The 20383-nt window shown below is 67.0% G+C and carries 25 protein-coding genes; 13 read left to right on the top strand and 12 right to left on the bottom strand.

The features are described 5' to 3' along the window. Positions 1 to 30: 30 nt before the first annotated feature. Positions 31 to 846 (top strand): alpha/beta fold hydrolase, encoded by an 816-nt coding sequence (locus WFK36_RS02850; RefSeq protein WP_008375840.1) that lies wholly within the window; start codon positions 31 to 33, stop codon positions 844 to 846. A 2-nt stretch (positions 847 to 848) separates the two neighbouring features. After that, complete coding sequence (locus WFK36_RS02845) at positions 849 to 1139, top strand: MGMT family protein (RefSeq protein WP_008375841.1); 291 nt, start codon at positions 849 to 851, stop codon at positions 1137 to 1139. Positions 1140 to 1217: 78 nt separating this feature from the next. On the opposite strand, the gene WFK36_RS02840 is transcribed toward WFK36_RS02845, so the two are convergent. The 4 genes from WFK36_RS02840 to WFK36_RS02825 all read right to left on the bottom strand — a co-directional run bounded on the left by WFK36_RS02840 (position 1218) and on the right by WFK36_RS02825 (position 4603). Beyond that, positions 1218 to 2066, bottom strand: coding sequence for a TIGR02569 family protein (locus WFK36_RS02840; RefSeq protein ID WP_008375842.1), 849 nt, complete (start codon positions 2064 to 2066; stop codon positions 1218 to 1220). A 62-nt stretch (positions 2067 to 2128) separates the two neighbouring features. Then, on the bottom strand, positions 2129 to 2407 hold the full coding sequence (locus WFK36_RS02835; protein ID WP_040519255.1) for a DUF2277 domain-containing protein: 279 nt from the start codon (positions 2405 to 2407) through the stop codon (positions 2129 to 2131). 73 nt (positions 2408 to 2480) lie between these two features. Next, a complete protein-coding gene (gene moeZ / locus WFK36_RS02830; RefSeq protein ID WP_336789486.1) occupies positions 2481 to 3653 on the bottom strand; it encodes an adenylyltransferase/sulfurtransferase MoeZ in 1173 nt (390 codons plus the stop codon). Then, the gene (locus tag WFK36_RS02825; RefSeq protein WP_336789485.1) at positions 3650 to 4603 is read right to left on the bottom strand and encodes a DUF3152 domain-containing protein; all 954 of its coding nucleotides are present in this window, start codon (positions 4601 to 4603) and stop codon (positions 3650 to 3652) included. Before WFK36_RS02825 ends, moeZ begins: the two co-directional genes overlap by 4 nt. Positions 4604 to 4731: 128 nt before the next feature. Here WFK36_RS02825 and WFK36_RS02820 point away from each other — a divergent pair, with 128 nt between their 5' ends. Beyond that, positions 4732 to 5388, top strand: a complete 657-nt coding sequence (locus WFK36_RS02820) for an HTH-type transcriptional activator FasR (protein WP_336789483.1) — start codon at positions 4732 to 4734, stop codon at positions 5386 to 5388. 71 nt (positions 5389 to 5459) lie between these two features. Here the strand turns inward: WFK36_RS02820 and WFK36_RS02815 are convergent, their stop codons facing one another. Both WFK36_RS02815 and WFK36_RS02810 read right to left on the bottom strand, forming a co-directional pair. Further along, positions 5460 to 5690, bottom strand: a complete 231-nt coding sequence (locus WFK36_RS02815; RefSeq protein ID WP_008375848.1) for a DUF3107 domain-containing protein — start codon at positions 5688 to 5690, stop codon at positions 5460 to 5462. 11 nt (positions 5691 to 5701) lie between these two features. After that, the gene (locus WFK36_RS02810; protein ID WP_008375849.1) at positions 5702 to 6346 is read right to left on the bottom strand and encodes a ferritin-like fold-containing protein; all 645 of its coding nucleotides are present in this window, start codon (positions 6344 to 6346) and stop codon (positions 5702 to 5704) included. A 209-nt stretch (positions 6347 to 6555) separates the two neighbouring features. On the opposite strand from WFK36_RS02810, the gene WFK36_RS02805 reads away from it, so the two are divergent. Together WFK36_RS02805 and WFK36_RS02800 are read left to right on the top strand one after the other, a co-directional pair. Continuing rightward, complete coding sequence (locus WFK36_RS02805; RefSeq protein WP_336789480.1) at positions 6556 to 8133, top strand: DEAD/DEAH box helicase; 1578 nt, start codon at positions 6556 to 6558, stop codon at positions 8131 to 8133. A gap of 22 nt (positions 8134 to 8155) precedes the next feature. Next, on the top strand, positions 8156 to 9427 hold the full coding sequence (locus tag WFK36_RS02800; RefSeq protein WP_336789478.1) for an Rv3212 family protein: 1272 nt from the start codon (positions 8156 to 8158) through the stop codon (positions 9425 to 9427). Positions 9428 to 9430: 3 nt separating this feature from the next. On the opposite strand, the gene WFK36_RS02795 is transcribed toward WFK36_RS02800, so the two are convergent. Both WFK36_RS02795 and WFK36_RS02790 read right to left on the bottom strand, forming a co-directional pair. Continuing rightward, positions 9431 to 10222, bottom strand: a complete 792-nt coding sequence (locus tag WFK36_RS02795; protein WP_336789476.1) for a ParA family protein — start codon at positions 10220 to 10222, stop codon at positions 9431 to 9433. Between the two features lie 65 nt (positions 10223 to 10287). After that, positions 10288 to 10719 (bottom strand): hypothetical protein, encoded by a 432-nt coding sequence (locus WFK36_RS02790; protein ID WP_008375853.1) that lies wholly within the window; start codon positions 10717 to 10719, stop codon positions 10288 to 10290. A gap of 68 nt (positions 10720 to 10787) precedes the next feature. On the opposite strand from WFK36_RS02790, the gene WFK36_RS02785 reads away from it, so the two are divergent. Together WFK36_RS02785 and WFK36_RS02780 are read left to right on the top strand one after the other, a co-directional pair. Next, positions 10788 to 11735, top strand: a complete 948-nt coding sequence (locus tag WFK36_RS02785; RefSeq protein ID WP_008375854.1) for a diacylglycerol/lipid kinase family protein — start codon at positions 10788 to 10790, stop codon at positions 11733 to 11735. A gap of 259 nt (positions 11736 to 11994) precedes the next feature. Further along, the gene (locus WFK36_RS02780; RefSeq protein ID WP_008375855.1) at positions 11995 to 12249 is read left to right on the top strand and encodes a WhiB family transcriptional regulator; all 255 of its coding nucleotides are present in this window, start codon (positions 11995 to 11997) and stop codon (positions 12247 to 12249) included. A 68-nt stretch (positions 12250 to 12317) separates the two neighbouring features. On the opposite strand, the gene WFK36_RS02775 is transcribed toward WFK36_RS02780, so the two are convergent. Continuing rightward, complete coding sequence (locus WFK36_RS02775) at positions 12318 to 13835, bottom strand: sensor histidine kinase (protein ID WP_008375856.1); 1518 nt, start codon at positions 13833 to 13835, stop codon at positions 12318 to 12320. Positions 13836 to 13844: 9 nt separating this feature from the next. Beyond that, positions 13845 to 14063, bottom strand: a complete 219-nt coding sequence (locus tag WFK36_RS02770; protein WP_008375858.1) for a biotin/lipoyl-binding carrier protein — start codon at positions 14061 to 14063, stop codon at positions 13845 to 13847. Between the two features lie 97 nt (positions 14064 to 14160). On the opposite strand from WFK36_RS02770, the gene WFK36_RS22735 reads away from it, so the two are divergent. Next, entirely contained in the window at positions 14161 to 14235 is a 75-nt protein-coding gene (locus WFK36_RS22735) for a 50S ribosomal protein bL37 (protein WP_371865352.1), read from the top strand. Positions 14236 to 14312: 77 nt separating this feature from the next. On the opposite strand, the gene rsrA is transcribed toward WFK36_RS22735, so the two are convergent. Both rsrA and WFK36_RS02760 read right to left on the bottom strand, forming a co-directional pair. Next, the gene (gene rsrA, locus WFK36_RS02765; protein WP_008375860.1) at positions 14313 to 14603 is read right to left on the bottom strand and encodes a mycothiol system anti-sigma-R factor; all 291 of its coding nucleotides are present in this window, start codon (positions 14601 to 14603) and stop codon (positions 14313 to 14315) included. Further along, positions 14600 to 15262 carry a sigma-70 family RNA polymerase sigma factor gene (locus WFK36_RS02760; protein ID WP_052005271.1) on the bottom strand — a complete coding sequence of 221 codons (663 nt, stop codon included), beginning with the start codon at positions 15260 to 15262 and terminating at the stop codon, positions 14600 to 14602. Before WFK36_RS02760 ends, rsrA begins: the two co-directional genes overlap by 4 nt. Positions 15263 to 15398: 136 nt before the next feature. Between WFK36_RS02760 and WFK36_RS02755 the strand changes: the two genes are divergently transcribed. The 5 genes from WFK36_RS02755 to WFK36_RS02735 all read left to right on the top strand — a co-directional run bounded on the left by WFK36_RS02755 (position 15399) and on the right by WFK36_RS02735 (position 20353). After that, complete coding sequence (locus WFK36_RS02755) at positions 15399 to 16148, top strand: SOS response-associated peptidase (RefSeq protein WP_336790939.1); 750 nt, start codon at positions 15399 to 15401, stop codon at positions 16146 to 16148. Positions 16149 to 16155: 7 nt separating this feature from the next. Next, positions 16156 to 16530 carry a DUF5313 family protein gene (locus WFK36_RS02750; protein WP_008375863.1) on the top strand — a complete coding sequence of 125 codons (375 nt, stop codon included), beginning with the start codon at positions 16156 to 16158 and terminating at the stop codon, positions 16528 to 16530. Between the two features lie 158 nt (positions 16531 to 16688). Next, the gene (locus WFK36_RS02745; protein WP_336789471.1) at positions 16689 to 18344 is read left to right on the top strand and encodes an ATP-binding protein; all 1656 of its coding nucleotides are present in this window, start codon (positions 16689 to 16691) and stop codon (positions 18342 to 18344) included. Continuing rightward, positions 18341 to 19216: a catechol 1,2-dioxygenase gene (gene catA / locus WFK36_RS02740; RefSeq protein WP_336789468.1), complete on the top strand. Its 876-nt coding sequence runs from the start codon at positions 18341 to 18343 to the stop codon at positions 19214 to 19216. The genes WFK36_RS02745 and catA overlap by 4 nt, the downstream gene beginning before the upstream one ends. A 24-nt stretch (positions 19217 to 19240) precedes the next feature. Further along, positions 19241 to 20353, top strand: coding sequence for a mandelate racemase/muconate lactonizing enzyme family protein (locus WFK36_RS02735; RefSeq protein ID WP_336789466.1), 1113 nt, complete (start codon positions 19241 to 19243; stop codon positions 20351 to 20353). Positions 20354 to 20383: the final 30 nt, after the last annotated feature.

Here is a 20383-nt window from a genome sequence, read left to right as displayed (position 1 = left end):
CGCGGGGTTCGCGTCCGTAGACTGGCTCCCATGGTCGACGCCTCCACCGGACATCAGACGATGCACACCCACCTGATCGGTTCGGACGAACCGGACGCGCCGATCGTCGTCGCACTGCACGGGCTCACCGGGCACGGAAAACGATGGCAGTTCCTCGCTGCGGACCATCTGCCCGAGGTCCGGATGATCGCGCCGGACCTGCTCGGCCACGGCTCCAGTTCGTGGGAGCCGCCGTGGGCGATCGCCGACCAGGTGGCGGCGCTGTCAGAAGTGATCGACGCCCATGTACCCGCAGGTCGGCGCGCTGTGGTCGTAGCGCATTCGTACGGTGGCGCCGTGGCGATCCGGCTGGCCCACGCCCGGCCGGATGTGGTCTCCGGGTTGGTCCTGCTCGATCCGGCCCAGGGCCTCGACCCCGCGACGGCCCGCGAGTACGCGGAGTCGTCCCTCGCACACTGGGGTTATCCCGATGCCGCCGCGGCCGCCGCGGCCAAGCGGATGGAGGGATGGGAGAACGTCCCGCCACACATGCTCGATGCCGAGATCGCCGAGCACCTGGCACCGACCGATTCCGGAACGGCCTGGCGCGTGTCGGCCCCCGGCGCCGCGGTCGCATGGAGTGAGATGGCGCGACCCTTTACCCTTCCTCCGGCCGACCTGCCCACTCATGTCGTGGTCGCCGATCGTGTTCAACCGGCGTTCGTGCGCCCGGACTTCTTGACCGCGTGTGCGGAGGAACGCGGCAGTTCGGTGACAGTCCATCACGTCGACACCGAGCACATGGTCCCGTTCCTCGCGCCCGATGTGACAGCTCGACTCGTCCGTGACCTGATCGCGCAGATCTGACTGTGGCCCCGGTCACCGAGGATCAAGTCGAGGCGGTCCGGGCGCTCGTCGCCGCCATACCGCCCGGCAGTGTGCGGACGTACGGCGACCTGTCCTCAGAGGTCGGACTCGCCAGCCCCCGGATCGTCGGCTGGATCATGCGGACCGACTCGGCGGATCTGCCCTGGCATCGAGTGGTCCCCGCGTCTGGCCGTCCCGCCTCCGGTCTCCGATCCCGCCAACTCGAGAAGCTCCGCGCCGAAGGCGTCCCGATCGTCGACGATCGGGTCGTGATGAAGTCGGCTCGGCTGTAGCCGACAAGACGCTTCGACTCGCTTCGCTCGCTCAGCGAGCAGGAGGAGTCCGCCTGCTCAACGGGCAGGAGGAGTGGGCTACACCATCATTCGGACGAGGTCGACGACCCGGAGCAGGCCGGGCAGAGCGCCGGACGTCGAACGCGGGTGCATCGCGTGGACGGCGAGACGGAACATGGTGGCCCGAAGCATCATCTGCGACCACTCGCGGTTGTCCGACCAGCGTTCGACGAGTTCGTCCTCGGCTCCGCCCCAGGCGAGGGCGTCCACGACGATCACCGCGGACGCCCACGACGCCGGACGCCAGTACGGAACGATGTCGGTGATGGCGGGGGCCGCCGCTCCCGCGAACAGAACGGTGCCGAACAGGTCGCCGTGCACCAACTGGGACGGCAGGTCGACGGGGCGACGGAAGCCTGCGAGAGTTTTCAGTTCGGACAGGCTTCGACGGCCGTCCTCCGACTCGGGCTCCGGCATTCCCGCAGCTCTCGCCGAACGGAGCGGAGTGTCCTCCCATGCGGCGCGGTCGGCGGCGATGAACACGTCGACGTCGGTGAACGGCGGTGCGGGCGGCTGAAGGAGGAAACGCGGCCGCTCGAGCTTCGCTGTCGCCGCGTGAAGGCGATCCGCGACGGCCAGGACCTCGTCGTGTCTCGGCTCGGGCGAGCCTGCGACGTACGTGTCCGCTCGCCACCCCGACACCACGTAACGTCCGTCGGACGCCCGCATCGGGCGCGCGATGCGCATGCCCTCCACGTACAGGTTCTCGCGCGCCGTCGCAGACCATGCTGCACGCGCGCGGTCGGGAACCAACGTCAAGACCACTTCGCCGACCCGCCAGCCGACACCTTCCATCGCGATCGGCGGGTGCGCGGTCAGTCCGAACGTGGTCAGAACCTGCGCGGGCGGTTCGACGATGGTGGTCACGTCGCCAGACTACCCACGCATTGAGTGGTTATCGCGCAGCGACACCGTGAAACACGTCGACGTCAGCTCGCTTGTGTCGCATACCTCTTGGCCGCGCGCTCGCGAGCCTTGGCGGCCTCGACATCACGGTCCTTCGGGGGCGCGGCCGTCGTCAGTTCATCCATGAGGCGCCGCGTGATCCCCGCGATCTCGTCGACGGCCCGCTCGAACGCTTCTGCGTTGGCCTGACTCGGCGCGTTGTAGCCAGACACCTTGCGCACGAACTGCAGGCTCGCTGCCCGCACCTCGTCGTCGGTGACGGTCGGCTCGAAATTGAACAACGGCTTGATGTTGCGGCACATGATCGAATCCCTTTCCTCTGCCTCCATCGTGCCCCGTGCGCCGTCGCGCGACCAGCGCTTCGAAGCAGTCAGATCAGTAGACGGGCATGGTCGGATCGACAGTCGCCGCCCAGGACGCTATTCCGCCGCCCAAGTGGACAGCGTCGGAGAAGCCTTCACGGCGCAGCGCGGCGAGTGCCTGCGCCGAACGGACACCGGTCTTGCAGTAGAGGACTATTCGGCGGTCGTGCGGGATGTCTCCCAACGCACGTCCGGACAGGACGTCGTCCAGCGGGATCAGCGTCGCTCCGTCGATCCTGTTGATCTCGAACTCGACGGGTTCACGAACGTCGATGACGGCGGGCGCAGCAGGGCCGTCCAGCGCGTCGCGCAGCTCACGGGCCGTCCAGGTGGCGCCGACCACAGCGGCGGCGGCGTCGTCCGAGACCACGCCGCAGAAATCGTCATAGTCGATGAGCTCGGTGATCTGAGCGCCCCCCGGGTCTCGTTCCAGACGGACGGTCCGGTACGTCATCGCCAACGCGTCGTAGACCATGAGCCTGCCGAGCAGCGAGTCACCGAGACCGCAGATCAACTTCACGGTCTCGGTCGCCATGATCGAACCGATCGACGCACACAGGACGCCCAACACTCCGCCCTCGGCGCACGACGGCACCGAACCCGGCGGCGGGGCCTGCGGATACAGATCCCGCAGATTGAGCCCGCGCCCATCCGGTGCGTTTTGCCAGAAGACCGACACCTGCCCGTCGAACCGGAAGATCGATCCCCACACGACCGGCTTTCCCGCGAGAACAGCGGCGTCGTTGCACAGGTAGCGGGTGGCGAAGTTGTCGGCGCCGTCGACGATCACGTCGTAGTCCGCGAACAACTCCACGGCGTCCGCCGCTTCCAGACGCTGATCGTGGACGACGACGTCGACGAGCGGGTTCACCGCCGCGATCGAGTCGCGCGCACTGTGCGTCTTCGGCCGTCCGAGGTCGGCGACACCGTGGATCACCTGACGCTGCAGGTTCGACTCGTCGACGGTGTCGAAGTCGATGATCCCGATCGTTCCGACTCCCGCGGCTGCGAGGTAGAGCAACGTCGGCGAGCCGAGGCCGCCTGCGCCGAGCACGAGGACACGTGCGTTCTTGAGTCGGCGCTGTCCGGTGACACCGACGTCGGGAATGATCAGGTGCCTGCTGTAGCGGGCCACCTCGTCGCGGGAGAGTTCAGCGCTCGGCGCGACGAGCGGGGGAAGGCTCATTCCCGGTTGGTCGGGAACGGCCACGGATTCGGTCGGCAGACGAGGGACCGGTCCGCTTTCATGTCCGGGTCGAGCGCCATGATGTCGCTGTTCGCCGTGCCGAACGTCTGCTGCATCATGATCGGCGCGAGTTCACCGTTCTTGGGGCACGGCTTGTGGTGCTCGTATCCGATGCCGTGGCCGACCTCGTGATTGACGAGGTACTGGCGGTACGCGATGTCGTCTCCCGCGAATGCCGTGGCTCCGCGAACCCATCGTGCTTCGTTCAGCACCACGCGGTTGTCCGGCGGGTAATAGCAGGACGTCTCGAGTTTGATCTGGTAGCCGCACAACTCACGTGCCGTCTTCGTGGACGTCAGCGAGATCCGCAGGTTGGGTTCGCCGGAATCGACCCGGCGGAACGACACTTTTCCGTCTCCGATCCAACTGCGGTTGGTCGCGAGTGTCGCGTCGACGATCTTCGCGAACGATCGGTCGCCGCTGTACTGCGTCGGGTCGATGCCCTTCTCGACCTCGACCGAGTAGGTGTAGACCTGTCCCCCGGTGCCCAGGCGAGGGCCGGTTCCGCGGACGAGGCGGAACTCGGTGGTGCCCTTGGTGGTGAACGGCGGCCCGTCGGGCAGTGCGCCCGCAGGCAGAGCGTCCACCTGGATGTCGCCGGTCGGCGCACCGATCGCGTGGGTCTCTTCACTGACCTTGGTGTTCCGCGCGTCCGGGTCCGGTTCCGCGGTGCCGTCACCCTTGGAGTCGCCGCCCCGGATCGTCACCACCAGCAATGCGATCGTCAAGACCGCGAGCACCGGGATCGCGTACGCGCGCCAGCCGTAGGTGCGCACGAACCGGGCGAACGGATTGGTCGACTCGGCGTCGTCCGCCGAGTCGTCGTCGGCTGTCGGGTCCCACCGCGCACGCAGCGGCTGATCAGGCCGCGGGCGTCGGGGGCGCGACACCCCAGGGTCTCCTCTACCGGTCACGCCTCAACTTTCTCACAGGTACCGCCCACTCCCCGATATCCACCCCCGCGCGGTGTCGCCCCGGTCTCTGCGGCAACCGGACGAGCACCGAGTACTCTTCAGTAATGTCGACAGCCAAATCACCCGTCGCCGCGGCAGGCTCTGCTGCGCCGACCCGCGGAGGCACCCGCCTCCCGCGCAGTGCCCGTCGTCGCCAGTTGATGGACGCCGCGAGCGAGATCTTCGTCGAGCGCGGATACCACTCAGCCGGCATGGACGAGATCGCCGTCCACGCAGGCGTCAGCAAGCCCGTCCTCTACCAGCACTTCCCGTCGAAGCTCGACATGTACATCGCAGTCGTCGACTCGCACGCGGAGAAGCTCGTCGCCGACGTGAACAGTGCGCTCCTGACGACCACGGACAACCGTCAGCGCGTGCAGGCCGCAGTCAACGCCTTCTTCGACTTCATCGACGACGACAACTCCGGCTACCGCTTGATCTTCGCCTCCGACGCGATGGACCCGGCAGTGATCCGCCGGGTCGAGGGCGCGACAGACGCGTGCGTCGACGCCGTCTACGGACTCGTCATGCAAGACTCCGGTCTCGACCCGCACCGGTCCCGGATGCTCGCCGCGGGGCTGGTCGGCGCAAGCCAGGTGAACGCCCGCTACTGGGTGGAGGCAAATCGCCCCATCGACAAGTCGGCTGCGGTGGAGACCACCGTGGCGCTTCTGTGGAGCGGCCTGTCGGGAGTTCCGATGCAGGAGATGGGCCGCGGCTGACTCGGACGTCCCACACACGAGAAGAGACCGCCGGGCGCACCCGGCGGTCTCTTGGTGTCAGGGGGACGGGGTCAGGCGCCGAAGCCGACCCGGCGTGTCTCGGCGCTGCCGATCTCCACGTAGGCGATCTTCGACGACGGGACGAGGACCTGCGAGCCCTTCTCGTCGACGAGTTCCAGAACTGCGTCCGTGCCGTCGAGGGCCGCAGCCACCTTGGCCTGCACGTCGTCGATGGCCGCAGTGGCGTTCACAGCCAGCTCACGGGGGTTGTTGTCGATGCCGATCTTCACCTCAACGCTCATGGCGACCGACTCTACGCGAGATTCAGATCGGCCATCCGCTGCCCGTGCCGTTCGGCGATCGCATCGAAGAACGTGGCCGCGGTGGCGAGTGTCGCGTCACTGGCGAAGAGGAGATCCATCATCTCGTCCTCTTCGGCGAGAACCCACTGCATGTGAGTGATCGCCTCACCGAGCAGGCGCCGTGCCCACAGGGTCAACGGCGACCGCAGAGCGGGATCGGCGGCGATCGCCGCACGCACCTGAGTGACCGCGAACTCCGACGAACCCGTGCTCTCCATGACGGCCTTCATCACGGTCTGCGTCTCGGCAGGCATCGCGTGGGCGAGCTCGGCGTAGAAGTCCGCGGCGAGACCATCGCCGATGTACACCTTCACCAGGGCTTCCAGCCACGAGCTCGGCATGGTGACTCGGTGATACTCATCGAAGACCTTGGCGTGTCGTGCCACCGCGTCGTCGGGATCACCGCCTGCTTTGACCAACTCTGCGGAGAGTTCCTCGAAGTGGCCCATCTCGGCCGCGATCATGCGAGCGATCGCGACTCGGTCGGAGGTCGTCGGCGCCATCGCCGACTCGTCGATCAGCCGGTAACACGCGGCGAACTCGCCTGCGAGGAGGACTTCGTAGAGCTTGACGATGGCGTTCGACGTGTTCGACATGGGAGCAACAGTATGCAAGGCGGTACACTCGGGCCAGACGTGGGGAAGAATCCCGCCGCTCTGGCGCCGAGTTCAACGGGCGCCGCCGGGCCAGACGACCGCGTCACACCTTGAGCGCGCACCGCAGATGCCACGCCGAGGGCCTGCCCCGCAGGACCCCGCGAAGCCGATGTGTGCGTGCACAGCACACGAGAGGCATACAACCGCACATGACAACCGACACCAGCGTGGACGACTCGATCCAGACGACGATCGTCGACGAGGATCACCAGGCCCCGACCTTCACCGAATTGGGCGTGGACGGCGCCATCGTCGCAGCACTCGCCGCCGACGGCAAAGAACGCACCTTCGCCATCCAGGAGCTCACCCTCCCGCTCGCGATCGCAGGCTCCGACCTCATCGGTCAGGCCCGCACCGGCATGGGCAAGACCTACGGCTTCGGCGTCCCCCTGCTGCACCGCCTGGTGACCGCCGAGGCGTCCGGGCTGCGCGCCCTCGACACCACTCCGCGGGCTCTGATCATCGTCCCGACGCGCGAACTGTGCGTCCAGGTGACCGAGGATCTCGTCACGGCGTCGAAGGGCGTCGACGTGACCCTCTCTGACGGCGCCGTTCGCCCGTTGAAGATCACCTCGATCTACGGCGGCCGCCCGTACGAGCAGCAGATCGCGGAGCTGCAGGGCGGAGTCGACGTCGTCGTCGGCACGCCCGGCCGTCTCCTCGACCTCGCACAGCAGGGCCACCTGATCCTCGGAAAGGTCGGCATCCTCGTCCTCGACGAGGCCGACGAGATGCTCGACCTCGGATTCCTCCCGGACATCGAACGAATCATGGGCGCGCTGCCCGCCGACCGCCAGACGATGCTGTTCTCGGCGACCATGCCGGGCCCGATCGTGACGCTGGCGCGCACGTTCCTGAACCGCCCGACGCACATCCGCGCCGAGCAGGCGAACGACTCCGCCGTCCACGAGCGCACCAAGCAGTACGTGTACCGCGCACATGCTCTCGACAAGGCCGAGCTCGTCGCCCGCATTCTGCAGGCCGACGGCCGCGGCGCCACGATGATCTTCACCCGTACCAAGCGAACCGCGCAGAAGGTGGCCGATGATCTCGCCGAGCGCGGCTTCAAGGTCGGCGCGGTGCACGGCGACCTCGGCCAGGTGGCCCGCGAGAAGTCGCTCGGCAAGTTCCGAGACGGTACCGTCGACGTGCTCGTCGCCACCGACGTCGCCGCCCGCGGCATCGACATCGACGACGTGACTCACGTGATCAACTACCAGTGCCCCGAAGACGACAAGACCTACGTGCACCGCATCGGTCGCACCGGTCGCGCCGGCCGCACCGGCATCGCGGTGACCCTCGTCGATTGGGACGAGATCCACCGGTGGGAACTGATCAACAAGGCCCTCGGACTCGGCATCCCCGAGCCGGTTGAGACGTACTCGACGTCCGATCACCTCCGTGAAGAACTGTCGATCCCGGAGAACGCCGACGGTCGCGTCGAGGGCGCCCGCCAGACGTCGGAGGAACGTCGCGAGGCTCGGGCCGACCGCCCGAAGCGTGAGCGCACCCGCACCCGTCGACGCACCCGTGGCGGCGAGTCCGCAAGCTCATCGGAGTCGTCTGCCGACACGCAGGCGCCCGCCGAGTCCGACGACGCCGCACCGGCGCAGGAGTCGGCGACCGACGACAAGCCGCGCCGCCCCCGCCGACGTCGTCGCCGTTCGGGTGGCAAGCCCGCCGGTGACGCCGCGGCGTCGGCGCCGTCCGACGGCGCGTCGGACTGACTGTTTCCGTACTGTCTCCAGCATGGGGAATTCTCATCCGCCGGAGCGCCGGACCCGCGTCGACCTGATCGTGACGGCGGTGATCGTCGTCCTCGTCGTCGTGGGCGCTCTGGTGGTGTGGGCGATGAGTGACGCCCGGCAGACCGACCTGCAGACTGCCGCGTCGGCGCCGCCCACTCCGGCGGCCGCCGAGGAGAGTCCCCGTGCCCTGACACCCGTGTGGACGGCGCGGTCGGCCGCGACGAAGATCCCGCAGCTGACAGCCGCATCGGTGATCACCGCCGACGGCGGGACAGTCACCGCACACGATCCCGCAACCGGAGCGTCTCGCTGGTCGTACAGCCGCGCCGACGACCTGTGCGCAGCGCTCGCGGCATGGCCGGGCGGCGCGGACAAGGTTCTCGCCGTCTATCGGAACAGTCGCGGGTGCAGCGAGGTGACCGGTCTCCGCGGCGACACCGGCCTTCGGTCCGGCAGCCGCACCAGTGACGCCGATGACGACGTCACACTCTCGTACGACGGCGACTACGTCGTCTCGGCAGGCGGCACTCGCCTGGAGACGTGGGGGACCAATCTCGTCCGCGGCATCGAATACGGCCGATCGGCGCTCGTGAACCCCGGCAAGACCCCCGGCCGGACCAACTGTCACCTCTACTCCGCGGTGCCCGGAGGAAGCCGTGTCGGCATCGTCGAACGGTGCGACGGCGACCTCGGCTACCGGTTGACCGTCATCGGCACCGATCAGGACTCCGATGAGCGGATCATCCAGTGGGGCACCACGATGCTGACGTCCACGTCGCACGGCCCGGCGCCCGCGATCATCGGCGGCAGCAACCAGGCGTTCGCCGTGTACGACGGCGGCGTGGACGACACCGGGGAGGCGACACGGCCGTCCGGCCCCCGGATCCGCGTGTACTCGCCGCAGGCCGAACCCGTGTCGGCGCACTCCGTCGCCGGTGACGTCGCATTGCCCACGTCGACCGCTCCCATCGTCGACTCCGGCGTGATCACCGTCTGGACGGGAACGGGCACCGTTGTCCTCGACGGCACGTCGACCGTCCCGATGTACCAGATCCCGGGCACGGTCGGCCCGGGATCGGTGATGGCGGGCGAGCTGTTGCTCCCCATGCCCGGGCGGATCAGCGTCCGCCAACTGTCGGACGGCCGCGAAGTCCGGACGATCAGGGTCGACCGCGGCGGCTACGACACAGACGGCACGCATCCCGTCGCCGTCCGAGTCCTCGGACGGTGGGTGGTCGAACAGCGCGGCCCGGTCATCGCCGCCCTCTCGTAGCGGCTATTCGCTGAGCTCGTACGTCGCGATGTCCGCGCCGTTCCAGTATGCCCGCAGATTGTCGGCGAGCTCGCGGTATGCGGTGGCGCCCTTGTTCTTGCGTCCGCGCATCACCGACGCACCGGACGCCGAGGCCTCCGCGAAACGCACAGTGCGCGGGATCGGCGGGTTCAGGACCGGCATGTCGTACCGGTCCGACACGTCGGCCAAGACGTCACGGCTGTGTGTGGTTCGCGCGTCGAACAGTGTCGCCACGGTCCCGAGCATCGTCAGGTTCGGGTTGGTGATCTGCTGCACCTCGGTGACGGTGCGCAGGAGCTGCCCCACTCCGCGGTGAGCGAGGGTCTCGCACTGCAGAGGAACCACGACTTCGTCGGCCGCGGTGAGTCCGTTGAGAGTCAGGACGCCGAGCGACGGCGGGCAGTCGACGAGGATCACGTCATAGTCCTGCGCCACTTCGGCGAGCGCTCGCTTGAGTGCGTACTCACGGCCCGGACGCATCAGGAGCAGCGCTTCCGCACCCGCGAGGTCGATCGTCGCGGGCAGCAGGGTCACGCCGTCGTTGGTGTCGAGGAGGACGTCTGCGATGTCCTCGGCGCCGATCAGCACGTCGTGGACCGACTTCGAGATCTGATCCGGGTCGTGTCCGAGGGAGAAGGTGAGGCAGCCCTGGGGGTCGAGATCGACGACGAGGACCGAGACGTCCTGGTCGGCGAGCGCTGCCCCGACCGACGCTGTGGTCGTGGTCTTCGCCACGCCGCCCTTCTGGTTCGCGATGGCGAGAGTGCGCGTCATGGCCCCAACCATACGTTCACCCGGTTACACAAGGGGCATCGCGTGGCACGGCCCACATCGGGCCTCTACTCCTCGGCGTCCGGCGGCAGCGATTCGGCGTTGAGCCACTGCAACGACGGCGGCGAGAACAGCAGGCCGAGCACACCGAGCGCGACTATTCCGACGGGAGCGCCGATCGATGGCAGGTTACTGCTCGTCAGCAGGGCGTACGCGACGGGGAGCAGAAGGATCTGCGCCATCACACCGATCGCGCGACCCCACCGCTTGCCGAGGCTCAAGCCGATCCCGCCCGCCATCACGGCGCCGCCGATCACGGTGAACCACACGGCGGTGCCGTACCCGCTGATCGACTCCTCGTGGTGGCCGGTGGCTTCGCGGACCACGTAGACCACGGCGACGATGAGGCCGAGGAGACCCTCTGCTGCGATGGCCCATCCGGCCCAGCGCAGCGTCGACGGAACGACGGCGGACTCGGGCGTGGGATCGGTACTGCTCACATACTCAAGAGTAGGTCGGACTCCCGCCGATTGGGACACCGGCCCCGCAGCCGATATCGTGTGGAGCCGTGCGTGTCATGCTGATCACCAACCCGTATGCGACCTTCACCACCGCTGAGGGTCGCGATGCGCTGGCGAACACGCTCGACTCCCGGTTCAGCGTCGACGTCGAACGCACCACGCACCGAGGCCACGCGGGCGAACTGGGCGCGATGGCCGTCCGCGAGGGCTACGACGCCGTGGTGGTGCACGGCGGCGACGGTTCGGTCAACGAGGTCGCCAACGGCATCCTCGGCGCGCCGGACGCCGACACTCCTGACTCCGCGTCGCTGCCCGCGCTCGGCGTGGTCCCGGGCGGCAGCGCGAACGTCTTCGCGCGGGCCCTCGGAGTCAGCCGGGACCCGCTGGCCGCGACCGCACAGTTGATGACCCTTCTCGACTCCGGTGCCCGCAGGCCGATCAGCCTCGGCCACACACTCAACCGCTGGTTCCTGTTCAACGCGGGAATGGGCATGGACGCGATCGTCGTGCGGCGGATGGAAGAACTGCGGCACAAGGGTCGGCGCGCGACGGCCGGCCGCTATCTGCGGACCACTGTCGGCTCGTTCTTCCGTCCCTCGGTGACACCTCCGTCGTTCACGGTCGAAGTTCCCGACCATGAACCGGTCGAGGGGGTGCGGTTCGGTTTTGTCAGCAACACCGGGCCCTGGACGTACCTGGGCACCCGCGCCATCCGGACGAACCCCGGCACCGACTTCGAACACGGGTTGGGCATCTTCGCAGCAACATCCGTGTCAGTCCCCCGCAACATCGTGCTGGGTTCCAAACTTCTCCGCGGTGTGGAACCGACCGCCAAGCACGTGTTCCGCGACGACGACGTCGAGTGGGTCCGATTCCGCAGCGACAAGCCGGCCGATGTCCAGATGGACGGCGACTACCTGGGTGAATACACCTCACTCGACTTCGGTCACCGTCGGCATGTGCTCGACGTGGTGGCGCCTCCGCTTGGCTCGTAACCCACTAGTTACCCGCCGGTAGACATACGTTGGCCACGATGCCAACCCCTTGTGACGTATCCGGCATTCGCTGGCGACCTATAGCCAAACGTCGGTGCACAGTAGTACAACAGATAGTGACCGCAACGACCGGCCCCCAGTTCTGCGCGCCGCCCCGCTCAGACATCGAGGAGGATTCCTCGTTGCAGCCCACACAATACGAACTGACGTGATTTCGTGTGCCCTGCGCACAGCGATGCATTTTTGAAGGAGTTTTGTCATGGATTGGCGTCACAAGGCCATCTGTCGCGATGAGGATCCCGAGCTGTTCTTCCCGGTCGGCACCAGCGGACCGGCCATTGCTCAGGTTGCAGACGCGAAGCTCGTCTGCCAGCGCTGCCCGGTGACCGCCGACTGCCTGTCCTGGGCACTTGAGACCGGCCAGGACGCAGGCGTCTGGGGTGGCATGAGCGAAGACGAGCGTCGCGCGCTCAAGCGCCGCAACGCGCGCACCCGCGCCCGCAGCGCCGTCTGACCTGCAGCACGTCGAACAAGACCCCGACCGGATTCTCCGGTCGGGGTCTTTGTCATTGCGAGGGCGTGTCAGTGCAAGGGGATGGTCAGGTCGACACGTGTGCCCGTTCCGTCCGGCGACGGACCGATTCGGATCTGTCCGCCGAGGTCGTTCGAGACGAGAGTCCGCACGATCTGCAGTCCCAGGCGGTCAGACTTCTCGAGGTCGAAGCCGTCCGGCAGCCCCTGACCGTTGTCGGTGATGTGCACGGCCAACGACCGCACGTCACGCTCCGCGTCGATCACGATCCGCGCGCCCTTCTGTCCCGTCGCGAAACCGTGTTCGATCGAGTTCTGCAGCACTTCGGTGAGCACCATGACGAGGGGCATCGCCAGGTCGGCCGCGAGGACGCCCAAGCGGCTCACTCGCGTCACGACGACGCGCGACCCACCGCCGTCCGGTAGCGCGACATCGACGATCGACGTGCCGACCCTGTCGACGATCGCGTCGACGTCCACTTCTTCGTCGACGCTGCCCGACAGCATCTCGTGCACCAGGGCGATCGACCCGACCCGGCGCACGGCTTCTTCGAGCGCCTTGGACGTCTCTGGATTGTTTGAGCGACGCGCCTGCAGGCGCAGCAGCGCCGACACCGACTGGAGGTTGTTCTTGACGCGATGGTGGATCTCGCGGATCGTCGCGTCCTTGCTGATCAACGCCAGGTCACGCCGTTTCACCTCGGTGACGTCGCGGATCAGCAGCACGGCGCCCTGTGAACGACCGCGTGACCGGAGGGGCACGGCCCGGACCAGGACCGTGGCCCGCCGCGCGTCGAACTCCATGCGGAGTCCGCGGACGGGGACGTCGGAGTCGTCCGCGGCGCCCGCAGCCATCGCGAGCATCGCCGCGGCGTCGGTCGACTCGAACGGGTCGTTGAGAAGCCGTCGAAACAGGTCAGCCAGGACCACTCCGGACAGATCCGTCGTCCACCCCATGCGGTGGACCGCCGACAGCGCATTCGGACTGGCGTACTCGACGACACCCGCGGGCCCGAGCCGGACGAAGCCGTCTCCGGCGCGCGGTGTCGACAAGCCCATCGTGTTGGCCTCGTCGAGTGGGAACGTCCCCTCCACGACCATCTCGCACAGAGCCTGCGCAGCGTCGCGGTAAGCGGCCTCCAGGGGCGACGGCGGGCGCGTCTCCGACGCCTCGACCGCCCTGCCGAGAACCGCGATGACCCGGCCCTCGAACGTCACCGGAATCGCCACCCGGGTCACGAGCAGGTTCCCGTAGCGGGTGGCGAGGCCCTCCTGCATGATTCGGCCGGTCGCGAACGCCGGATGGATCAGCGGGTTGGCGCCCTGTGCGCTCTCGGTGTCCTCCACCGGGTGTCCGACCTCGTCGTGCTGGAACACCGTCGACGCCGTGTTGGGTCGCACCTGCGCGACGTACACGAATTCGCCTTCGTCGCCGCGGACGGCCAACAGGTAGTCGGCGAAGGAGAGGTCGGCGAGCAACTGCCATTCGGCGACCAGGCGCTGCAGATGTGCGGCGGCCTCGTCGGACAGCGTCGTGTGCTCGGCGAGCAGTTCGGTGAGAGTCGCCACGGGGACGGATCAGTCGCGGTAGGAGGCGATGACGTCGCCTGCCTGGATCACGTCACCGACCTTGACCTGCACCGAGTCGATGGTCCCCGGGTCCTCGGCCACGACCGGGATCTCCATCTTCATCGACTCGAGGAGCACCAGGGTGTCGCCGGTCGCGACTTCGGCTCCCGCGTCCACAGAGACTTCGAGCACGGTGGCGACGATTTCAGCGACGACGTCTTCAGGCATGGTCCGATCGTACGTCGCGAGTGCGCACGATTAACACACCGGGCTGTGGACGTGAAACAATGGCCGACGCACGTGAATCAGGAGAAGGAGGTCCGTCATGGGTAAGCGCGGACGTAAGAAGCGCAGCCGCAAGAAGAACGCAGCCAACCACGGCAAGCGTCCCAACGCCTGAGCGATTTCAGCTCACGCGTCACCACGCGGAAACGGCCCGGCCCTCATCGAGGACCGGGCCGTTCGCCGTCTGGATCGTTATCCGGGAGTCTGCCGGATGGTCACCGACGTGCGGATCTCCATCCGGAGGCGTTCGCGGAGACCTTCGGGAGCGGAGTCGCCGCCACATTTGCGGCTGACGAGCGCCTTCAGCTGACGCTGCACGCCGAAATGCTCGAAGCACGACGGGCAGCCGTCCAAATGCCCCTGCAGGCGCTCCCGCGCCCCTGCGTCGCACTCGTTGTCCAACAGCAGCCAGATGTCTGCAACGACGGCGGAGCAGTCGAGGTTCTCGAACTGCTCGTCACGATCGGAAATGCCTGCGTTCATCGGACTACCTCGTCGGTGCGGCCGATGCCACGCTCATGCGCGACGTCGGCGAGAAGGTCGCGCAGCTGGCGACGACCACGGTGGAGTCGGGACATCACGGTTCCGATGGGAGTGTCCATGATCTCGGCGATCTCCTTGTAGGGCAGGCCCTCCACGTCCGCGTAGTACACGGCCATCCGGAAGTCCTCGGGCAGTTGGGCCAGGGCGTCTTTGATCTCCTGATCGGGAAGGGCGTCGAGCGCCTCGATCTCCGCGGAGCGAAGTCCCGTCGACGTGTGCTCGGCCGTGGCGGCGAGCTGCCAGTCGGTGATCTCCTCGGTCGGGTACTGCGCGGGCTGCCGCTGCTTCTTCCGATACGAGTTGATGTACGTGTTGGTGAGGATGCGGTACATCCACGCCTTCAAGTTCGTGCCTTCGCGGAACGACGCGAACGCGGAGAACGCCTTCACGAACGTCTCCTGCACGAGATCCTCGGCATCGGCCGGATTACGGGTCATCCGCAGGGCGCCGCCGTACAACTGATCGAGCAGCGGAAGCGCGTCACGTTCGAACCGCTCGGTGAGCTCGGCCTGCGTCTGGTCGCGCTCGCTCTCTTCAGCCACGGGGTTCCCTTCACTCGACGCTTGTTCGGACGAGTCTACCGGCCACCCGATCAACATCTTCGGTTCCAGGGCTGTCACGGTCGCTGTCGTCACCGGGTCCCTCACCTCCTGGTCGTTCTCCGTCGTGATTTCGACGGCTGCGGGATGTGCAACGCCTCGCGACCGCTACTTGTTCCGTGCCAGCATGGACGGCATGTGCGGACGCTATGCGGTGACAACCGATCCGGCGAAGTTGGCGGCGGAACTCGACGCGCGGAACGAGGTGGTCCCCGAATCCTTCGCTCCGGCGAACTACAACGTCGCCCCGACGACCACGGTGATGACGGTCGTCGACCGCCACGAACACGGAAGTCCCGACGACGACCCGGCTCGACGGGTCCGGGCGATGCGGTGGGGCCTGGTGCCGTCGTGGACGAAGGAGTTGGGCAAGGGGCCGCTGTTGTTCAACGCGCGTGCCGAGTCGCTCTCGGAGAAGCCCGCGTTCCGCAACTCCCTCAAGGGCAAGCGCTGCCTGGTCCCGATGGACGGCTGGTACGAGTGGAAGGCGGGGCCGGTCGGTGCGAACGGCAAGCCGACGAAGGTCCCCTACTTCATGTCGCCAGACGACAACACCCGACTGTTCATGGGCGGTCTGTGGGCGGCGTGGCGGCCTGCCGAGGCACGGGCCGCCGGAGACGACTCCGCGTGGGTGTCCAGCACCACCATCATCACGACGGACGCCGTGGGCCCGTTGACCGACGTGCACCATCGGATGCCGCTGATCATGCCGATCGAGTATTGGGACGCGTGGCTCGACCCCGACTCCCCCGCCGACCCGGCCCTGTTGGCGCCGCCCGCGCTCGAACTCGTCGAGCGGATCGCGATCCGGCAGGTGTCACCGCTGGTCAACCGGGTGTCGAACAACGGTCCCGAGTTGCTGGACGAAGTTCGCGACATGGGATGATTCCCCTATGAGCGCGACACGTCCGGGACTGCTGCAGAAGATCGGTTACCTGCTGGGACGCCCGCTGCCCACCTCGATGCGCGAGTGGGTGCGCAACGATCTCACCGGGCCCGGCCACGTGCGCCGGTACATCGTCCGCGGGCTGATCCCTCTGATTCCACTGCTCGTCGGATTCTGGTTCATCCCCGGCCCGCTCCTGCTTCGCGGCGGAATGATGCTCCTGATCCTGATCCCGTTCGTGTACTTCCAGATCGCGCTGATCCGCGTCTACCGCCGTCATCTCCTCATCAACAACGGGTTGGACGCCTCGCTTGTCGACGCAGTCCAGATCCAGCGCGCCGACGCCGTCGCAGACGACTACCGCCAACGTTTCGGTCGCTGAGCGACGACGCGCTCGACACTCGTAGGCCGCCATCACCTCGATTGATACTCGAGGAGGATTAATCCATCGAAACTATGTACTTCTGACTTCCTTTTCTCGCCAATACTGTGATCCCCAGCACGTCGAAAGCCGCGTGTGATCACTGCGAGAGGAGAGGGATGTTCGTCGCACCGACCGCTGTTGTCGCCGCCTCCACTTGCGACGACCTCGCCGCCTCTCGCCGCCAAGCGCAGTCCTGGCGTTCGAGTGAACTGACAGTCGCCGGTCCCGACCTCACCGACACCGCGTTGGCCGATCTCATCGGCACTGCAGAGCGCGCAGGCGATCGAGACTTCGCGCGTGTCGCAGGCGCGGTTCTCGCCGCCCGCAGCGGCTCGTTCGCACCCGTTCCGCACATCGACTCCGCCACCGAGATCCTCCGAACGTTTCTCCAGACCGACCTCATCGACGGGTGGCTGTACGTCCGCGAGTCGGACGGCCATCTCCACCCGTATCTGGTGACCGCGATCTCGATGGAACATGCAGACCGGACCCGCGGAGCCCGAGTGAAGGTCACCACCGAGGCCGACAATCCGACGGTGAAGCGGCCATCACGTGCGCCGCGGATCCTGTACTTCGACGAGACCGAAGTCGTCGGGAAGACACCTGCCGACATATTCACCGCAGGTGGCGCCTACAAGGAGACCCCTCAGCTCAAAGCTGCCTACCAGGAACGACGCGATGCTTTCGACACCCTCATCGACCAGGGTTTCGGCGAGCAGTACACGTTCACCGGACGGGCCCTGCGGACCGACGACTACAAGTCGCCGAACGTGCGGTCCGGACGAAAGGTGATTCACGACGTCGCGGCCGACGAGATCAGCGCGCTGCGCAATGTCACCCGATCCGCACTCCACGGCGACGGCGAGTACGGACCCGTCCCGGTGATCACCGCCGTCCGGGTGTTCGACCTCTCGGCGCAGGACTTCCTCGACGTCAACACCGCCGACCTGATCGGGTACCGATACGACGAGCAACTCCAGGACAAGCTCGTCCTACCCGCCGAACACCGAGAGCTCCTCGACATCTTGACGACCGACATCTCGGTGTTCACCGGCGACATCATCGATGGAAAGTCGGCAGGCAACGTCGTCCTCGCCAAAGGCCGACCGGGAGTCGGCAAGACATTGACCGCGGAGGTCTACTCCGAGGTGATCGGACGGCCGCTGTACTCGATTCACTCCGGTTCCCTCGGCATCACCCCGGAGGCGGTGCGCAAGAACCTCGAGGTGATCTTCGATCGCGCTGAGCGATGGCGAGCGGTCCTGATCCTCGACGAGGCCGACGTGTTCGTCGCCGAGCGCGGCTTCGACCTGGTTCAGAACGCCATCGTCGCCGAGTTCTTGCGCACCCTGGAGTACTTCGACGGCTTGCTGTTCCTCACCACGAATCGGATCGACGGCGTCGACGAAGCGATACTCGCCCGCTGCGCGGCCGTCATCGAGTACACCGCACCCACTCCCGACGACGCCCGTCTGATCTGGCAGACCCTCGCCGCTGGTCACGACGTCACATTTGCCGACGGTCTGCTCGACGATCTCGTCGACGGGTTCCCCGAGATCACTCCCCGAGACATAAAGATGCTCCTCCGACTCGCGCTGCGCATGGCCGCCCACCGCGGCTGCGCGCTGTCCCCCGAGGTCTTCGCACGCAGCGCATCGTTCCGAGGCCTGCGATACGTCCCGCCTGAACGACGATCGACGAACTCCCGCTCCACCACGCCATCAACCTCGCTGTGCCCAAGCCCCGCAGCGCCACGGAAGGAACAACCATGACCGACACCAGTTACCAGTCCGAGGTCGGAGCCAAAGCCGCCGATTCCGGTGCCAACGCCTCGGCACGCTTCCGCGAACGGATGGAGCAGGCGGGCGGTCGAGCCGGAGTTGTCGATACACGCCGCGTCGACACGCTGGCGTCCCGCGTTATCAAAGCCGTCACCGACACCGTCCTCGACGAGAAGGTCAGCTACGCCGAGTACAACGCCCTCAAAGCCTGGCTGATCAAGGTCGGTGAAGACGGTGAATGGCCGTTGTTCCTCGACGTCTGGATCGAGCACGCGGTGGAGGAGGTCGCCAGTGAGCATCGCGAAGGCACCAAGGGCACCATCGAGGGTCCGTACTACGTGCAGGACGCACCGGAACTGCCGTGGAACGGAACCATCCCGATGCGCGACGGCGAACCCGGTACCCCGCTGGTGTTCGAAGGCCAGGTCCGCGCGGTCGACGGCACGCCTCTCGGCGGTGCAAAACTCGAGTTGTGGCACGCCGACGACCTGGGCTTCTACTCGCAGTTCGCCCCCGGCCTCCCCGAATGGAACCTGCGCGGCACCTGGATCGCCGACGACGAGGGTCGGTTCGAGATCCACACGCTGCGCCCCGCGCCCTATCAGATCCCGACCGAGGGCGCGTGCGGTCAGCTGATCGCCGCGGCGGGCTGGCACGCGTGGCGCCCGGCTCACCTCCACTTCAAGGTGAGTGCTCCCGGCTACGAGCTGATCACCAGCCAGCTGTATTTCCCGGGCGACCCGCACAACGGTGACGACATCGCATCAGCGGTGAAGCCCGAACTGATGCTCGATCCGAAACCGAACCCCGACGCCGAAGGCGAAGTCACCGTCTACGACTTCGTCCTCGACCCCGAACAGTAGGGCAGTCAGGAGAGGGAGCCGGTGATGACCGACCTCACCATCAAGGCAGTCGAGGCGATCCCGTACTGCATCCCCTACCGCAAACCGCTCCGCTTCGCGTCCGGCGAAGTGACTCATGCCTCGCATGTGCTCGTCCGGGTTCACACGGAGGGAGGGTTGTTCGGCACCGCGGACGCCCCTCCTCGACCGTTCACGTACGGCGAGACCCAGCGCGGGGTGGTCGCCGTCATCGAATCGATCTTCGAGCCGGCGCTCGTAGGCCTCGACGCGACTCGGCGGGAACTGGTCCGAGAGCGCTTGGGGCGGACCGTCGGAAATCCCGTCGCCAAGGCCGCCATCGACATGGCGTTGTGGGATGTGCTCGGTCAGGCGTGGTCGACGCCGGTGAGCCGGATTCTCGGAGGCTACACCGACCGCATGCGAGTCAGTCACATGCTCGGGTTCGACACCCCCGAGGTGATGGTCGACGAGGCGACGCGGATGCGCGATCGGTACGGGATCACCACCTTCAAGGTGAAGGTCGGTCGCCGACCGATCGACGCCGATGTCGAAGTCGTCCGTGCCCTGCGTCAGTCGCTCGGCGACAAAGCCGAACTGTACATCGACGGAAACCGCGGATGGACTGCTGCGGAGTCGGCTCGTGCACTCCGCCAACTCGAGGATGTCGGACTCACCCTCGCCGAGGAGCTGTGCCCCGCCGACGACGTCCTCGGTCGACGATGGCTGGTCAATCAGACGACGGTTCCCTTTGTCGCCGACGAGTCTGCGGCGACGCCGGCTGAAGTGACTCGAGAACTCCTCGCCGGGTCGGCGACCGCGGTGTCGATCAAGACCTCCCGCACGGGTTTCAGCGGTTCCTCAGAAGTCCTCGACCTCGCCCGTGGGCTCGGCGTCGACGTCGTGATGGGCAACCAGATCGACACCCAGTTGGGCACCGCGTGCACGGTCGTCTTCGGATGCGCACACGCCGCCTCCGCACGGCGGGCCGGGGAGTTGTCGAACTTCCTGGACATGTCCGACGACCTGCTCACGGAACCGCTGGCCATCGTGGACGGCTCAATGGAAGTACCGACCCGCCCCGGCATCGGCGTCGCCGTGGATCCCGACAAGCTGGCGCACTACCGGACCGACGCGTGACGAGCGACCCGGCGCCCACACAGTTCACCA

Origin of the sequence: Gordonia malaquae (assembly GCF_037148075.1) — a bacterium.
GTDB classification, from domain to species: domain Bacteria; phylum Actinomycetota; class Actinomycetes; order Mycobacteriales; family Mycobacteriaceae; genus Gordonia; species Gordonia malaquae.
The sequence above is the reverse complement of the archived record's forward strand: the minus strand, read 5'-3'. Positions and strand labels throughout refer to the sequence as shown.

Excerpts from the sequence above, each read along its gene's own strand:
- catA (WP_336789468.1), top strand. The coding sequence starts at position 18,341 with ATGACCGACACCAGTTACCAGTCCGAGGTCGGAGCCAAAGCCGCCGAT.
- WFK36_RS02770 (WP_008375858.1), bottom strand. The coding sequence starts at position 14,063 with ATGCCTGAAGACGTCGTCGCTGAAATCGTCGCCACCGTGCTCGAAGTC.
- WFK36_RS02850 (WP_008375840.1), top strand. The coding sequence starts at position 31 with ATGGTCGACGCCTCCACCGGACATCAGACGATGCACACCCACCTGATC.
- WFK36_RS02780 (WP_008375855.1), top strand. The coding sequence starts at position 11,995 with ATGGATTGGCGTCACAAGGCCATCTGTCGCGATGAGGATCCCGAGCTG.
- WFK36_RS02750 (WP_008375863.1), top strand. The coding sequence starts at position 16,156 with ATGAGCGCGACACGTCCGGGACTGCTGCAGAAGATCGGTTACCTGCTG.
- WFK36_RS02835 (WP_040519255.1), bottom strand. The coding sequence starts at position 2,407 with ATGTGCCGCAACATCAAGCCGTTGTTCAATTTCGAGCCGACCGTCACC.
- rsrA (WP_008375860.1), bottom strand. The coding sequence starts at position 14,603 with ATGAACGCAGGCATTTCCGATCGTGACGAGCAGTTCGAGAACCTCGAC.
- WFK36_RS02745 (WP_336789471.1), top strand. The coding sequence starts at position 16,689 with ATGTTCGTCGCACCGACCGCTGTTGTCGCCGCCTCCACTTGCGACGAC.
- moeZ (WP_336789486.1), bottom strand. The coding sequence starts at position 3,653 with ATGAGCCTTCCCCCGCTCGTCGCGCCGAGCGCTGAACTCTCCCGCGAC.
- WFK36_RS02735 (WP_336789466.1), top strand. The coding sequence starts at position 19,241 with ATGACCGACCTCACCATCAAGGCAGTCGAGGCGATCCCGTACTGCATC.
- WFK36_RS02810 (WP_008375849.1), bottom strand. The coding sequence starts at position 6,346 with ATGTCGAACACGTCGAACGCCATCGTCAAGCTCTACGAAGTCCTCCTC.
- WFK36_RS02820 (WP_336789483.1), top strand. The coding sequence starts at position 4,732 with ATGTCGACAGCCAAATCACCCGTCGCCGCGGCAGGCTCTGCTGCGCCG.
- WFK36_RS02760 (WP_052005271.1), bottom strand. The coding sequence starts at position 15,262 with ATGTTGATCGGGTGGCCGGTAGACTCGTCCGAACAAGCGTCGAGTGAA.
- WFK36_RS02805 (WP_336789480.1), top strand. The coding sequence starts at position 6,556 with ATGACAACCGACACCAGCGTGGACGACTCGATCCAGACGACGATCGTC.
- WFK36_RS02815 (WP_008375848.1), bottom strand. The coding sequence starts at position 5,690 with ATGAGCGTTGAGGTGAAGATCGGCATCGACAACAACCCCCGTGAGCTG.
- WFK36_RS02795 (WP_336789476.1), bottom strand. The coding sequence starts at position 10,222 with ATGACGCGCACTCTCGCCATCGCGAACCAGAAGGGCGGCGTGGCGAAG.
- WFK36_RS02800 (WP_336789478.1), top strand. The coding sequence starts at position 8,156 with ATGGGGAATTCTCATCCGCCGGAGCGCCGGACCCGCGTCGACCTGATC.
- WFK36_RS02755 (WP_336790939.1), top strand. The coding sequence starts at position 15,399 with ATGTGCGGACGCTATGCGGTGACAACCGATCCGGCGAAGTTGGCGGCG.